At 64.2% G+C, this 14,033-nt stretch carries 16 protein-coding genes; 7 read left to right on the forward strand and 9 right to left on the reverse strand.

Annotation, left to right across the window (positions count from 1 at the left end):
• On the forward strand, window positions 1-460 hold a 460-nt coding region (locus VFZ97_06015; protein HEX6392977.1), incomplete at its 5' end, for a hypothetical protein.
• Between the two features lie 77 nt (window positions 461-537).
• Window positions 538-2,115, forward strand: coding sequence for an ATP-binding protein (locus tag VFZ97_06020; protein ID HEX6392978.1), 1,578 nt, complete (start codon window positions 538-540; stop codon window positions 2,113-2,115).
• Here VFZ97_06020 and VFZ97_06025 read toward each other — a convergent pair.
• Window positions 2,112-2,297 carry a hypothetical protein gene (locus VFZ97_06025; protein ID HEX6392979.1) on the reverse strand — a complete coding sequence of 62 codons (186 nt, stop codon included), beginning with the start codon at window positions 2,295-2,297 and terminating at the stop codon, window positions 2,112-2,114. The genes VFZ97_06020 and VFZ97_06025 overlap by 4 nt on opposite strands.
• Before the next feature lie 280 nt (window positions 2,298-2,577).
• Between VFZ97_06025 and VFZ97_06030 the strand changes: the two genes are divergently transcribed.
• Window positions 2,578-2,850 carry a hypothetical protein gene (locus VFZ97_06030; protein HEX6392980.1) on the forward strand — a complete coding sequence of 91 codons (273 nt, stop codon included), beginning with the start codon at window positions 2,578-2,580 and terminating at the stop codon, window positions 2,848-2,850.
• Window positions 2,851-3,265: 415 nt separating this feature from the next.
• Here VFZ97_06030 and VFZ97_06035 read toward each other — a convergent pair whose 3' ends face one another.
• The 7 genes from VFZ97_06035 to VFZ97_06065 form a co-directional block, all read right to left on the reverse strand.
• On the reverse strand, window positions 3,266-3,763 hold the full coding sequence (locus VFZ97_06035) for a helix-turn-helix domain-containing protein (GenBank protein HEX6392981.1): 498 nt from the start codon (window positions 3,761-3,763) through the stop codon (window positions 3,266-3,268).
• A gap of 94 nt (window positions 3,764-3,857) precedes the next feature.
• Entirely contained in the window at window positions 3,858-4,658 is an 801-nt protein-coding gene (locus tag VFZ97_06040; GenBank protein HEX6392982.1) for an isocitrate lyase/phosphoenolpyruvate mutase family protein, read from the reverse strand.
• A 46-nt stretch (window positions 4,659-4,704) separates the two neighbouring features.
• Window positions 4,705-5,490: a PIG-L family deacetylase gene (locus VFZ97_06045; protein ID HEX6392983.1), complete on the reverse strand. Its 786-nt coding sequence runs from the start codon at window positions 5,488-5,490 to the stop codon at window positions 4,705-4,707.
• A 73-nt stretch (window positions 5,491-5,563) separates the two neighbouring features.
• Complete coding sequence (locus VFZ97_06050) at window positions 5,564-7,489, reverse strand: phosphatase PAP2 family protein (protein ID HEX6392984.1); 1,926 nt, start codon at window positions 7,487-7,489, stop codon at window positions 5,564-5,566.
• 283 nt (window positions 7,490-7,772) lie between these two features.
• Window positions 7,773-8,069 (reverse strand): helix-turn-helix domain-containing protein, encoded by a 297-nt coding sequence (locus VFZ97_06055; GenBank protein HEX6392985.1) that lies wholly within the window; start codon window positions 8,067-8,069, stop codon window positions 7,773-7,775.
• 25 nt (window positions 8,070-8,094) lie between these two features.
• Window positions 8,095-8,883 (reverse strand): hypothetical protein, encoded by a 789-nt coding sequence (locus VFZ97_06060; GenBank protein HEX6392986.1) that lies wholly within the window; start codon window positions 8,881-8,883, stop codon window positions 8,095-8,097.
• A gap of 94 nt (window positions 8,884-8,977) precedes the next feature.
• On the reverse strand, window positions 8,978-10,540 hold the full coding sequence (locus VFZ97_06065) for an MFS transporter (GenBank protein ID HEX6392987.1): 1,563 nt from the start codon (window positions 10,538-10,540) through the stop codon (window positions 8,978-8,980).
• A gap of 81 nt (window positions 10,541-10,621) precedes the next feature.
• Between VFZ97_06065 and VFZ97_06070 the strand changes: the two genes are divergently transcribed.
• Window positions 10,622-11,263: a helix-turn-helix domain-containing protein gene (locus VFZ97_06070; GenBank protein HEX6392988.1), complete on the forward strand. Its 642-nt coding sequence runs from the start codon at window positions 10,622-10,624 to the stop codon at window positions 11,261-11,263.
• Window positions 11,264-11,418: 155 nt separating this feature from the next.
• Here VFZ97_06070 and VFZ97_06075 read toward each other — a convergent pair whose 3' ends face one another.
• The gene (locus VFZ97_06075) at window positions 11,419-11,832 is read right to left on the reverse strand and encodes a VOC family protein (protein HEX6392989.1); all 414 of its coding nucleotides are present in this window, start codon (window positions 11,830-11,832) and stop codon (window positions 11,419-11,421) included.
• Window positions 11,833-11,969: 137 nt separating this feature from the next.
• Here VFZ97_06075 and VFZ97_06080 point away from each other — a divergent pair, with 137 nt between their 5' ends.
• From VFZ97_06080 to VFZ97_06090, 3 genes are all read left to right on the forward strand, one after another.
• On the forward strand, window positions 11,970-12,416 hold the full coding sequence (locus tag VFZ97_06080; GenBank protein HEX6392990.1) for a helix-turn-helix domain-containing protein: 447 nt from the start codon (window positions 11,970-11,972) through the stop codon (window positions 12,414-12,416).
• Between the two features lie 188 nt (window positions 12,417-12,604).
• Complete coding sequence (locus tag VFZ97_06085; GenBank protein ID HEX6392991.1) at window positions 12,605-13,468, forward strand: SDR family oxidoreductase; 864 nt, start codon at window positions 12,605-12,607, stop codon at window positions 13,466-13,468.
• A gap of 86 nt (window positions 13,469-13,554) precedes the next feature.
• A complete protein-coding gene (locus tag VFZ97_06090; protein ID HEX6392992.1) occupies window positions 13,555-14,028 on the forward strand; it encodes a pyridoxamine 5'-phosphate oxidase family protein in 474 nt (157 codons plus the stop codon).
• The last annotated feature ends 5 nt before the right edge of the window (window positions 14,029-14,033 follow it).

Genomic DNA, 14,033 nt, shown 5'->3' on the forward strand with positions numbered 1-14,033 from the left:
CGGTGGGTCCGATATCTCGGCAAACCAGCTCAGTCGGACTGACTGGTCGAAGTTCGCCTATCCCATGACTCAATGTGAGCCGCCCGGCAGTTCCGCCAACCCTGGAGTTCCGGTCGAACCCGTGTTGTACACGACTCCGGCCGACGGAGTGCCGGTGGCCGTCGTGGTGGTGCATTGCGAAGTCGCCAGTCACCCTCCCAACGCCGTCTTTGTCTACCGCCTGGACTCGTCATCGACGACTCCGCGGCTGTTCCAGGTGCTGGTAAGCGAGCACGACTATTGGCTGGCTACCGCGCCCCCGCGTGCGAGCGGCAGCGAGTTGAGTCTGCAGGTCGAGGGTTACGGGCCGTCGGACAGCGGGGCCAACCCTTCGATTCGTGCGACTTTGTCATGGCAGTGGAGGGGGAACGGTTACCAGGAAACGTCGCCCGAGCCAAGTCATCAGCTATCGGGACCCTGAAGGCGGCCCGATCGTCAACTACGAGCCGTCTGCTCGTAAGGAAGTCGTAACGTGGCGCGGTCCTCTACGCTGCCAAGGTGCCAGTCGAGGATTCAAACCCTGCTGTGCCAGAGGAGGACCTGCGGCTGCTGGCGCGGAGCCTCGCTCGAGTGCTCACTGCTGTCCACCGTCTGGCCTTTGACGGCACCGAGGACGCTCTGGTCGCACGCCTGCGGGGACACCTTGGAACCGATCCCGCCGGTTTGCCGGTCGTCTCTCAAGAGCTTCCGCCCTATCAACTCGTGGATGTGCACGTTGCCCTTGACCAGTGGATCCACGCAGAGCCTGGACGCTCCTTCGAGATCATCGGCATCTCCGGCGATCAGCGTCGCTTCCACCCCCTCAGTGAGCTCCTCTCGGGTGCCGCCCGGTATGGGGTGGGTATAGGCCCGGTCGACTATGTCGACCTTGCGGACTCGCCAGATTCCACGCGGAGTTGCGTTCGCTTCGGGCTTTACCTTTTAAGCGATGGCACCCAGAAGGCCGCAGCCCTTCTCCGAGGTGCCGATCCCCACGGGCCGATACAACAGGCGATGATCGAGGTGCTCGCCGAAAACCGCTCCCACGCGCACGAGATCCTGTCCGAGCTGCGGCGCCTGGCGGTGGAACAGAGCGTCCTTCGTGGTCAGGTGCTCGCGCTCGGCCCAGGTGAGGGCAACCAGTACGGAATGATGCGGTTCGTCCGCCGGCCCGGGCTCCAACGGGGCCAGCTGGTGCTTCCTGACGCCACCTTGGCCCAGATCGAGCGCCATGTCATAGGGATCGCCGCGCACAGGACGCGACTCCAAGCCGCCGGCCAGCACCTCAAGCGGGGAATCCTCCTTTATGGTCCGCCCGGAACGGGGAAGACCCACACCATCCGCTATCTGCTGTCACAGCTGCGCGGTGTGACCTCGTTTATCCTCTCTGGCCAGGCACTCATGATGATCGGTCCCGCGCTTGGACAGGTATGCGGGCTTGCACGGTTGCTTCAACCGTCCCTGGTGATCCTCGAGGATGTGGACGTGATCGCGCCCGACCGCTCCTTCGGTCCACTTGGAGTGAACCCGATCCTCTACGAAGTTCTCAATCAGATCGACGGCCTCGGTGACGACGTAGACGTGACTTTCCTCCTGACCACCAACCGAGTGGACATCTTGGAACGGGCTCTCTCGGAACGGCCAGGCCGTGTCGATGCCGCCGTGGAAATCGCCCCTCCTGACTCGGACGGGCGAAGGGCTCTTTTCAGACTGTACGGTTCACAGGTCGGAGTTGACGGCCTATCCGCCGAAGCTCTCGAACCGGCAGTCTCTGCGACTGAAGGTCGAACCGCCACCTACATCCGAGAGGTCGTTCGTCGGGCCACACTCGCCGCTGCTGAGACGACAACCGGTCCGATCCGCGTCGATGGCGACACGCTCGCCACGGCGGCGGCAGGCCTGCTCGATGATCGGGCTACCTTGACACGCTCGCTTCTGGGTGGTGTCCCCGAACCTGATGCCGAACCACCCCTAGCCCCTTCTGGTCCCGTTCCAACCGCCGGTCGCGCGATGTCGGTTAGGTCAGGCTGGATCGGGCGACCTGGACCCGCCGCTGGCGATCCGCCAGCTCCATTCGGACCAGAACCAGAGGGCTAAGCCTCACAGAGCGACAACCGAATCGAGTCGCTGAAACGGGCGAGGTTGCGATCGCGGCGATTACCGTCGCCGAGCTGCTGGTCGGTGTCGAATGACCTGATGATTGCGGCGACCGCCAACGCCACCCAACGGGAGGTGGCGTCAGCCGACAGCTCGGCGTACCAGGACCTGCCCGGCGTCACCTTGCGATCCCATCGGGCCACCTAGAACTCGAGCGATCTGCGCCTCTTCTATGGACGACATGGGAATCATGGAGCACGCAGACCGGCGACTCCGTGCGCCCGATCGTCGGCTCGACATAACGCTACGCGCTGCTGATCTGGGAGCGGGTCTCCACGCGGCGGTAGCTTGCCGCGATCCCTCCAAAGCGACTGAGCCGATCGAGCCGACGGGCTACCGTGGCGCAGTCGAATCAGCTTCGAGGAACAGACTGAGAACCCGAACAGCGAGGAGATCACTTTCGTGATTGCCATCTACATCGTCACCAAGAACATGACCGCCCAGCAGCACACGAAGGGGCGCGAACTCCTGCGCCAAGCGGGAGCACCCGAAGGTGCTATGAGGCTCCATTCGTGTTTCGGCGATGACGGACAGCTGCAGGTCTTCGACGTTTGGGACAGCCAGGAGGCCTTCGACCAGTTCCTTACCTACCTCGGTCCGGTCATGGAGCAGCTGGGCATCGAACTGGCACAGCCGCCAGTCATCATGCCGATCGTGGACCTTGTGCAGCAATAGGTCTGAAACCAAAGGGAGCACGACTCGGCACCAGTAGTACCGCGGGTACGTGCCGCGCTCGATCGCCGAGTCGGTCTCGATTGTTGACGCGGCAACCCGAACCGTAAGTGCGCGCTCTGATCGCCCGAACCCGACTCTCTCGGTGCTCACCTTGCGGCGGACACTCTGCGTTCGTGCAAGGCCCGAGCTCCCGAACCTCACTTCAGCGCGTCACGCCGATTCGCGCGCACGTGTCCGGGCTTTGACCGACGTCATTATGTGCGCCCCCGAACGCCGAGTGCAAAGCCATAAGACGCGCCCCCGATCCGCGGCCTGGCTATGACCGCAAATCAGGATGTGCCTGCAGACGGCCAAGAGCGGCGACCCAGTGCGGGCCAACTCGTCACTGTGAACCGCCGCGGCGGGACTGGCCGGATTAGACGGGAGCTGCGGTGTCCGCAAGGGCGGTACGGTCGAAGTCGCCTGGAACCGCGCCGCGGCCTCGGACAGCGCTGATGTTGTCCGCATCGAGAGGCTCACCGCAGTGCGAGCAGACAGCCACCGCCTTGACCAAACGGCCGCAGGTGTTATGGCGGATTCGAAGGGGAGGGCCGTCCGGCGCAGCCCAGCGGTCGCCCCACTGCCGCATCATGGTCACCACCAGCCACAGGTCTCTGCCCTTGTCGGTGAGGTGATACTCCGAACGCAGTGGACGCTGCTGGTAGGCGACCCGCTCCAAAACGCCGTGGTCGACCAGGTGGTTCAGGCGATCGGTGAGAATGTTGCGGGCTATGCCGAGGCGGGCTTGGAAGTCCTCGAAGCGGGTCACGCCCAAGAAGGCGTCGCGCACGATAAGCAGGCTCCACCACTCTCCGACCACATCAAGACAACGGGCCACCGAGCAGTTCATGTGCTCGAAAGTTGTTCTTTGCACGCTCCAAGCTTACAGCGCCCGTTGCTTTACGCAACGTACATCCCAAGGCCCGCAGACGCGCGGGAACCCTATCGTGGCGGTTCGGGGCACCGAGTCAGACCGCCCACGGGTTCTGACCCGAGGCGACCGCCGACAGCAGGGCCGCCCCGAACTTACGGTAGAGCTGCCAGTGCAGGATCGGCCCGAAGCTGATCCGGGCTACTCCCAAGGCGGCGAGATCGGCCACCGAGAGATTCCCACGCCCGTAGCCCACGTTGACGGGCCCGGGGATGGTCTCGACCAGCACACGGATCACGTCAGGGTCGTTAGCTCCGATCGGAAAGACGCAATCGGCCCCCGCGGCCAGATACCTACGACCGCGCTCGATCGTGGCGGAAAGCTGCTCGAGGGGCAAGCCGGTTTGGCGCAAGAACGAGTCGATCCGAGCGTTGATCACCAGATCGATGCCGGCGGCCAACGCCTCCGAGCGAACCATGGCCAGGAAATCGGCCTGCTCGGCGATGTCGACCATTGTCCCGGTCGCGGGATCCGAATCCTCCAAGTTGATGCCCACAGCGCCGGTAGCAGCGATCCGTTCGACCAACTCGGCCGGCGCAAGGCCGTAGCCACGTTCGAAGTCGACAGTCAGCGGCACGTTTACCGAACGAGCGATCCGCGCCGCCGCCGCCAGGACCGCAGCGACAGGCGTGGCTTCTCCGTCGTCGTAGCCCAGCACCTCGGCAGTAGCCACGCTGCTGGTGGCAACCACCGGGAACCCAGCCTTCTCCACCATTCGTGCCGACGCGGCATCCCACGCGTTCGGCAGAACGAGCGGTACGCCAGGCACGTGCAGGGCGCGAAGCTTGGCGGCCTTCTCCGGCGACGACGCGTGGCCAGTGACCTCCGGGGTGGGCATCACGATTGCCTATCTTTCGGTGCGTACGGGCGCCAAGGGCATGCGGTTAGCCATCGTCGCTGAGCAGATTCTCGGAGCGGGATCGCCCACCGAAGTCCGTCGGCAACTGTCTGAACCATTCGGTCCCGAAGGCGACACGAAACTGTTCAGGGGGCATGGAGAGGAAGAAGGATTCGTCGGACATCTGCGAGCGGTGAGCGGCCATCGCGGACCGTTTGGTTTCCAGGAAATTGGTGACATCAACAGTGGTTGTGATCCTGGTTGCGGGCAGGCCGATCTCGTCGCCGATGTCGGGTGGGGCCGGTTGGTCTTCCGGTTGGCTATCGCGCAGTGCGATCACGTGCTCGCGGTTCAGTGTGGCTTCGAACAGGAACGGTGTCCGAGCGATTCGTGCCGCTCGTACGCCTACCTGGTGGACTTGGATGTGGTCGGGGTGGCCGTATGCGCCGTTGCTGTCGTAGACGGTAAGGACGTCGGCGTCCTCCTGGAGCAGAACTTTGGCGAGGCGTTCGGCCGCCTCTTCGATGTCTGCTCCCCAGAAGGCTCCAGGAGCCGAGTTGGTAGGTTCGTCGCGCATCCCGGAGTCGACGTAGCCGAGGAACTCGACCCGGTTGACTCCGAGAATGCGGGCGGCAGCCCTGAGTTCGATTTCCCGTCGCTGCCCCAGCGTCTCCCCGGCGCTGAGGAACCCGGCTGGAACTTCTCCGTGCTCGCCTCTGGTGGCTGTGACCAACACCACCCGGTGTCCCTCCTTGGCCGCCTTGGCGAGGGTTCCACCGCAGAGAATGGACTCATCATCTGGGTGGGCGTGGAAGCTGACGATTGTCGACATTTAGGTGTATCCCTCACGCGTCTGTGCGTCGTGCCGTGAAGCCGAAGCTATCACTATCCGTTGCATAAAACAACTAACTCGCGATTCTCTCGTCTAGACCTTCATCTGCGTGAGAGCCTTCTAGAGCGCCCTGCGCCTGGTACCGACAAACGGACGCCGCCGCAGGTCGACGAGCGAGGAGGCCGACACGGAGGGCGGCGCCTTTCGGGTGCTGGTGGGCGGGTGCCGGAGCGGTGCCGACCCGACTCAACGACCATTGAAGGACCCATCCGACCAGCACTACCAGCACCACGCTGATCGAACGGTAGAGGAGGGCGGCCGCGATGGCCTTGGAGTGGGTCAAGCCGGCGAGCACCATGCTGGCCGCCAGGACCGGCTCCACCACACCGATCCCCGAGGGGGTGATCGAAACAGTTGATGCCGTGGCGGCGGCCGCCCACACGACGATGAGATCGGTCAGCGGCAGGTGACCGCCCGCGGCGCGAATGGCGAGCGCCAGCGTCAGGGCATCGAGAGTCCAGTTCAGGACTCCGGCGGACACCGCGAAGCCAATGTCGCCGACGCTCGGACTGTAGGAGCCGAATTTCTCGATGAAGTTCCGGACCGACCCGGCAGGATCGGCGAGCGGGCACCGGCTGGCCCTGCCGGGCAGCCGGAACAGAAGGCCGGTCACAGTATCTTCGAGGCGGGCTCGGAGCGCTGGAAGGCGGGTGCCCACTGCCACTGTCGCGGTGAGGGCCAGCACGATGAGCGTTCCGGCCGCGCCGGCGCCCATGAAGGCCGGGTTCCCGCTGGCCGTGGCGGCCAGCCCGATGATGAGGGTGAAGGCCAGGGACGAGGCGACGCCGCTGGCCCCGAGCGCCCAGGTCACTGCAGGCGCTGCTGCTCCCTGGCGGTGGTACTGGCGCCACGTGTTGGTGGTGCCGGCGAGCGATCCGACAAGCGGGAGGCTGGCCGAGATGGCGTTGGACGCGAACGTGATGGCCGCGGCAGTGCGCCGCCGGACCGCGACTCCCGTGGTCCGCAGCGCCCGACGGTGCAGCCCGGCGAGAGCCGCCATCGACCCGGCTTCCGCCACCGCGGCCACGATCAGCCAGATCGGATGGGCGTGGACGATGGCGTGCAAGCCGGATGCAGCCAAATTGCCGCCTCCCAGCACTGCTGAAACCACGGCTAGGGGACCAATAGTCGATGCGAACGCGGCGACCCACACGCGGGCCGGCACGCGGCGCCGCTTGAACAGCCGCAATCGGGCCGACATGTCGGGGATCCACAGGCTGGCCACCCACCCCAGGCCCATCACGGCGGCGCCGCCGATCAGATCCAGGAAGAAGTGGTTGCCGGTGGCCATGACGACCGCGGCGGTGAGAACCGGGTACAGGTACACGGTTTTGCGGGCAATGGGCCGGCGCAACGGGCCCGCAGCCGCCCAAGCGCACCACAGCGCCCACCCAAGGTGCAGAGATGGCATGGTTGCGTACAGATCGGCTGCTCTCGAGGAGCTGCCCCGCTCGACATCGAAAATGGTGTGGAAGGCCACGTTGGTGTCGATGAAACCCGACCCGCCGAGCAACCGGGGCGGAGCCGACGGGTAGAGCCAAAAGACGACCAGGGCGATGAGCGTGCCGGCGACGATTACCCGCCGGGCCTGCCGATACCAGTCCGGGTGCGATCGCCACAGCCACACCAAAACGCTGATTGGCACCAGGAAGTGGAGTGTGGCGTAGTAGTAGTCGGCTGGGACGGCGAGCCACGACCGGGCCGCAACGAAGCGGTTGATCGACAGGTCGAACCCGATTTTGGCGCTGCGTTCCCATGCGAGGATGTTCCAGCCGTGTCGGGTCGCTGCAACCCGCGGGGCGTGGATTTGAGCGAGGTGGTAGAGGCCGTATCCTCCGCCCAGCAGAAGGAGCTCGGGCCACCAACGCGGGCGGGCGGACGTCCGGCCCGACCGGACCGCGGCAGCGAGATCGCTTGGTATCTCGCTCCCGTCAGTCATGTCAACTTTTCCTCACCGCAGCGGACCAACCTCTATGAAGTGTGAAGTGGTGACGACCCAAAATGTGGCCAACACCAGAAGGCCGCGAACAAGGCGGCGTCGTGGAACAGAGATGGACAGGTCCACCAACATTGGTCGTCACCCGCTTCTTCCCGAAGACGACCATGGCGTCGTTTAGCCCCAGCAGGATGGGATTGCCTACCTTGAGCTGGCCGGGGTTCCGGTGTGAAGCTTTCGGCGGCCTTGACTGTCGAGGAGGGTGGTCTCCGATATCTCGAGCGTCCTAGGGGACGGTCCAGCGATCTTCCCACTGTTCCATCATCGTGACTACCAGCCGCAGGTCTTGACCTTTTTCGGTCAGCTGATAATCCGAACGCGGTGGATGCAGTTGATACGGGACGCGCTCGAGTACGCCGGCGTCCACCAAGTCGTTCAGCCGTCTAGTGAGGGTGCTGGCGGATATTCCTAGCCGGGCTCGGAAGTCGTCGAAGCGGCTAACACCCGAGAGGGCGTCACTGACGATGAGCAGGCTCCGCCTTTGGCCGATCAGTCCTGTACAACTGGCGACGGGGCCGTTCATGTGGCGACGCCGGCGTTTCGCCGTCTCAGGACTCGCGGTCGGAGATCTCGCGGACCAGGTCCGCGACCGCGAGTAAGACGCCGGCCTCGGACCAGATTTCGTGACGTTCAAAGATCCAGCCGCCGGTGGATGCGGTCACTTGACTGGCCAACAGCGCCTGTGAAATGTCGTCATAGTCGCGGTCTGCTGCGGTGAACGTCATCGTGGCCGCGGTCAGGATTGTCGGACTGGGCTGGCGGAGAGGCTCGCCCTCTCGAAGGTGGAGTCTGACAGCTTGCATGTGGCTTGGCGGGTACCAGCAGTCGACCATCGACGCGACAAGGCGCCGGCCCTCGAGTTTGTGGTCGAGCGGGGTGAGCCAGACCACATCCCATCCGTCGCGGGGACCGCTCCCATCGACCTCAGCCGTTGGCCGATATTCGAAGTGCTGAGTGACGGGGACGGATGGCGAGGGCATCTCGATTGGGCGATAGGCCCCGGCGGGCATGGCGGCCGGAGGGCCTGCGTCACTTGGGAGCGACGGCCCGTCGGGCGCTCCGCTGATTACGTTGGCCAGGGCGAAGAGGCGTTGCTGCACGAAGTCGACAGATGTCACACCTGTTCCGGGTCTGCTTATCAGCCGAATCGGTTCGTACGCGAAAGCACCAACACGCGGCAAGCCCAAGATTTGCATGGACACCGAAAGAGGCACTTCCACGAATGCTTTGCGCAGCTCGTCGGCCGCGGCCAGAGCAAAGCTCAGCAGATAGCCGGCTGTCGGACCGTTGTTAGCCCACCAGTCGAAGTCAAGGTTCGACAGCGAGGGGGCGGTCAACCAACACACTCCCGTGGGTCAGTGGGGTCGCCGCCGACGACTTGATCCGCGGAGCTCGCCAGGAGGAAAAGCATTTTGGGGTTGAGGTCGCTCATTAGGCTTCGAGCGGCGCGGCGAGGAAGGGCTCTTGTTCGACCTCTTCGCCGTCGTTACTGATCACCGGGTGGGCTGGCAACAGCAGTAGGGCCATGACTCCACCCAGGGCACTTAGGATGGCAATAGGGATGAGGGCCACCTTCATCCCGTCGAAGAAGGCTCGTGTCGCGGCCGTGTGCACGGCGTTCCCGACGCCGGCGCGACCGCTGAGGCTGGGGCTCGAAGCCACCCGGAACGCGGCGCCGACCGAATCCCGGGCCGTGCGGGCCAACTGGGGGGCCAACGTGGAGGGAAGCCGACCGGCCACATGGTTGCGATAGATCGACGCGTAGATGCTGCCGGTCACAGCGATGCCCAGGGTGCTGCCGAGCAGCCGGGTGGCATCATTGACAGCGGAGCCGATGCCAGCTTTGGCTGCCGACACGACGCCCAAGATGGCCTCGGTTGCCGGTGCACTGACCAAACCCACGCTGCTGCCGCCGACGATCATCTGGCCGACGATCTCGGGATAGCCAGTATGGATGCTCACCCTGGACACCCAAGCGAAGAATGCGGCCGAACAGAACATGCCGATGGCAACAATTTGTTTGGTGCCGACATTTACGGCCAGCTTGGTGCCGACTACCGACATCACGCCCACCGAGAGCGCGACCGGCAGCAGGTGCACGCCGGTCTCGAGCGGTGCGTACCGCTTGAAGAACTGGAAGTACTGCGTGATGAGGAAACTGAAACCGGTCAGCCCGAAGAAGATCACCGTGACCGAGCCGCTCGCCGCGGTGAAACGCGGATTGCGGAAGAGGCTGATGTCGAGCATGGGTTCATCGGCGCCGCGCTCGCGAAGAACAAAGACCGCGAACAGAACAGCCGCGATCGCGTAGCCGGCGATACTGCGCCTACTGCCCCAGCCGTGACTGGGCGCCTCGATCAGTGTGAATGTCAGTACAGCCATTGCGGCGGCCGACAGCACGAGCCCGGCCAAGTCGAACCTGTGCGCGCTCGGGTCGCGCGATGTCGGCACGCTTGACGCCGCCATGAGGGCGGCGAGTCCGGCCACCGGGGCCATCGCATAGAAGATGCTCGACCAGCTGAACTGCTCGAGCAGCCAGCCGCCCACGATCGGCCCGAGGGCGATGGCCATCCCCGTGGTCGCACCCCACAAGCCGATCGCTTTGGCCCGGGCTGTACGGTCGGTGAAAATGTTCGAGATCAGTGACAGGGTGGCCGGGAAGATCATCGCCGCACCGACGCCCATGACGCAGCGGGCCGCGATCAGCGGCCCGACCGACGTGGTCACGCCACCGAACACGCTGCCCGCGCCGAACACCACGAGCCCCCCGACCAGGAACTCCTTGCGGCCGAGACGGTCGCTCAGGCTGCCGGCTGCCAACAGCAGCGCCGCGAACAGGAGGTTGTAGCCGTCAACGACCCACTGCAGCTGCGAGTTCGACGCATGCAGCTCCCGGACGAGGGACGGCAGGGCGACGTTCACGATCGTGATGTCGAGGTTGATTATGAACGCTGCGAGCAGCAGCGAAGGCAGGACTAAAGCACGGCGTTGCATGCTTGACAGACTAAATAGGCTTGTAGAAAATATCAAGTGATAATCGCTAGTTGTAAAGCGAACTTGAGCTAGAGTATGGCCATGGCCAAGCGCTCCTACCAGCACTACTGCGCGATCGCCAAGGCGCTGGACTTGATCGGCGACCGCTGGAACCTCCTGATCGTGCGCGAACTGCTCCTACAGGGCCCCTGCCGGTACACCGACCTGCTTCACGGGTTGCCGGGAATCGCCTCCAACCTGCTCACGGACCGTCTGCGAGACCTCGAAGAAGCCGGCGTGATCACCCGAGAGGACGCACCCCCGCCGATCGCAACCACGCTGTTCCGTCTCACCCCGCGCGGTCTCGAACTCAAGGCCATAGTCCACGATCTCGGGCGTTGGGGCGCACCGCTGATGGCTGAACGCGATGAACGAGACGTGTACCGGGAAAGCTGGCTCGCACTGCCGGTCAGCTTGTTCGTCACCGACCGAGCGCCGGAGGAGCCCCCGGTCACGATCGAGCTACGGGCGGGCGGCGAGCCCATCACGGTGGTGACCGGTGAAGGCAAGCTTCATACCCGGCCGGGCGGCACCCCGCACCCCGACCTGGTCCTAACTGGCGAGCCACAATTAGTCGTGGGTGTTCTCACCGGCGACCTCACTCTGAGCGCGGCACGCGGCCGTGGACTGCGCACACAGGGGAACACGAAAGTCCTCGCACGGCTTCAGCCAGAGTTCCAGTAGGGATTTCTCGCTCGGATGCCCAAACGCGCGGCGACGGGGCAGACCGTCGCCCTCTTGGGGTGTTGACTGATACGGCGACGAGCGCATGAAGGTGTTCGATTTTCGGAAATTCTCGACGGGAAACTGTCCGCGGACCCTTACGAGATCGACCTGCTTCAGGCGCTGGTCTGCTTGATCTGCCCGACTTCTATCAGGTGACCGTCGGGGTCGTGGAGGTAGCAGCGGATCTCTTGGCCGCGATCGATGGGCGGGGTGATGAACTTGGCCCCTCGCCCACTCCATGTCTCGTAGACGGCCTGGATGTCGGCGACGCGGATGTTTAAGAAACTGCTCACTCGATCGAGATTCTCTGGTGTGTGAAGAGTGATCGTCGGCTTGTCATCGGTTGGCCCGCCGCCGGTGTTGATGATGATCCAGCTGTTGGCGAGCGCGACCACGGTCGGCTCGCCGGCGAGCACGATCTCCCCGCCCAGAATATCGGTGTAGAAGCGGCCGGCACGCTCGACGTCAGAGGCGACAATGAAGTGGGTAAGTGCGATTCCTTCGCTCAGCGTGGGAAGGCCTGGCATCTCGTGTTCCTCCGTGTCGTCGCATCCGCATGTCGCGTCCACATATCGCGTCCAGTTCGTCCTGGGACGCGACCTCCTCCTGGAGATTACCCGTGAAGGTTGTGTCACGCAACTGACACTCGTAGAATTGGGTTGGAATGTTGAACCGTGACTACGAAGGCCAGAACTGTTCGGTGGCCCGAGCCCTCGAGATTGTCGGTGCGCGCTGGACGCTACTCATCATCCGCGACGTCCTTCTCGGGCTGCGACGGTTCGACCAGCTCCAAAACAGCTTGGGCATCGCTCGAAATGTGCTGAGCGACCGTCTGAACTGGCTGGTCAGTGAGGGGGTGCTCGAGCGGGTCCGCTACAGCGATCACCCGAGTCGATATGAGCACCAGCCCACCAAGAAGGGACGCGATCTGAACATCGCGCTGACCGCGTTGCGCCAGTGGGGCGATGACTACCTGAACGAAGCGCCTCCGCGCCTTCAACTCCGCAAGTCCGACAAGAAGCCGGTCGTCGCGGCCATCGTGCCGAAAGGTACCAAGAGCCTTCGCCTCGATGAGATAGAGACGGTTCCGGGGCCAGGCGCCTCCACGTAGGGCCTCTGAGCGACGGTTCAGCGGCGTTGGAAGACGCCGGTTTCGCCCGCTCGTTAGGCGCCACATCGAAGAATCGTCCCGAAGCCACACGGGACCACGACGCGGCGCCAAACATACGTTGCGTTACACAACTAACCGCAGTACTGTCATGTCAGTTGCTTCACAAAACTCACATCGGAGGACCGACGGTGTCGAAAACGATCCTAATTACAGGCGCAAGCAATGGCTTTGGCCGTGATACGGCCGAGACTCTCCACAGGGCCGGCCACAGGGTGTACGCCTCAATGCGCCAGATCGAAGGCAAGAACCGCCCCACCGCCGAAGCCCTCCGCAAGCTCGACGTCAAAACCGTGCAACTAGACGTTCGCATCGACCGGTCCGTCGACGCAGCCGTCGAATACGTGCTGGCGGATGCCGGCAAGATCGATGTCCTCATCAATAATGCTGGTATCGGGTCTGCAGGGGTCACCGAGGCCTTCACGACACAACAGGCCAGGGCCGTCTTCGACACCAATGTCATCGGCCTTCTGCGAGTCACCCGCGCCGTACTCCCCTCCATGCGCAAGAGGAACGACGGCCTGATCATCAACATCGGGTCGGTCCTCGGCCGCCTGACAATCCCGTTCCTGGGCCTCTACGGCGCCAGCAAGTTCGCAGTCGAAGCGCTGACCGACAGTCTTCGCTACGAACTCTCCCAGCTCGGAGTCGAGGTCGTGGCCGTTCAGCCGAGCGCGTATCCGACCAACTTCTTTGCCGCCAGCGAACCCCCCGCCCGAACCGAAATATCGAAGTCCTATGGCGAGGTGAGCGGCATAGTCGACGCGCTGTCCGCATCCCTGACCGAGAGGTTCGAAGGCGCCGACGCCCCCGACCCGCACGACGTCGCAGAGGCGATCCTCGGACTCGTTGATCAGGACAAAGGCTACCGCGCCGTCCGCACCGTCGTCGGGTCTTCCTTCGGCTCCGACAAGGCCAACGAAGACGTGGCGCCCCTTCAGGCGGGACTGGTCGAAGCCTTCGGCCTGAGCCACCTCGAGAAGCTCGCCGGATGAGAAGCTCCGCGTCGTCGCGCGGCTCCGGGCGCGGGACGAGCTCGCCGGGACATTCTCGGCCTCCGGTAAGAGAGACGCACAGAGACATGCCCGGAAGGAGAGGCCTGAATGCGAGCAACCTGTCGGCATTCTCGGAGCTCATCCCCCTTGATAGAGGGTTGTGCGTGGTCTCCACGGTCCGGCCCGATGGGAATGTCCACTCGTCAGTAGCGAACGCCGGCGTGCTGGCACACGTTGCCTCGAAGAACACGGTCGTCGGATTCGCAGCGATGGGTAGCTCGCAGAAACTGCGACACCTGCGGGCCGACCCTCACATCACAGTCGTAGCCCGAGCCGGGCTGCGCTGGGCGGCGGTGGAGGGCTACGCCGAGATCATCGGACCTGACGACCCGAGCCCACACATGGACGACGAATCCCTCCGGCAGCTGCTACGAGGTGTCTTCGTCGCCGCCGGCGGCACCCACCACGACTGGGACGCCTACGACCGGGTGATGGTCCAAGACCGACGTGCAGCGGTGCTCGTCACCCCGCGCCGGGTTTACACGAATCCCTCACGCTGATCGGA

The sequence above is a fragment of the Acidimicrobiales bacterium genome, assembly GCA_036378675.1.
In the GTDB taxonomy this organism is placed as follows: domain Bacteria; phylum Actinomycetota; class Acidimicrobiia; order Acidimicrobiales; family Palsa-688; genus DASUWA01.

What these genes read in the sequence shown, in the direction of transcription:
- VFZ97_06050 (HEX6392984.1), bottom strand. Translation starts at nt 7,489, where the DNA reads ATGACTGACGGGAGCGAGATACCAAGCGATCTCGCTGCCGCGGTCCGG.
- VFZ97_06055 (HEX6392985.1), bottom strand. Translation starts at nt 8,069, where the DNA reads ATGAACGGCCCCGTCGCCAGTTGTACAGGACTGATCGGCCAAAGGCGG.
- VFZ97_06090 (HEX6392992.1), top strand. Translation starts at nt 13,555, where the DNA reads ATGCCCGGAAGGAGAGGCCTGAATGCGAGCAACCTGTCGGCATTCTCG.
- VFZ97_06080 (HEX6392990.1), top strand. Translation starts at nt 11,970, where the DNA reads ATGTTGAACCGTGACTACGAAGGCCAGAACTGTTCGGTGGCCCGAGCC.
- VFZ97_06065 (HEX6392987.1), bottom strand. Translation starts at nt 10,540, where the DNA reads ATGCAACGCCGTGCTTTAGTCCTGCCTTCGCTGCTGCTCGCAGCGTTC.
- VFZ97_06045 (HEX6392983.1), bottom strand. Translation starts at nt 5,490, where the DNA reads ATGTCGACAATCGTCAGCTTCCACGCCCACCCAGATGATGAGTCCATT.
- VFZ97_06040 (HEX6392982.1), bottom strand. Translation starts at nt 4,658, where the DNA reads ATGCCCACCCCGGAGGTCACTGGCCACGCGTCGTCGCCGGAGAAGGCC.
- VFZ97_06075 (HEX6392989.1), bottom strand. Translation starts at nt 11,832, where the DNA reads ATGCCAGGCCTTCCCACGCTGAGCGAAGGAATCGCACTTACCCACTTC.
- VFZ97_06070 (HEX6392988.1), top strand. Translation starts at nt 10,622, where the DNA reads ATGGCCAAGCGCTCCTACCAGCACTACTGCGCGATCGCCAAGGCGCTG.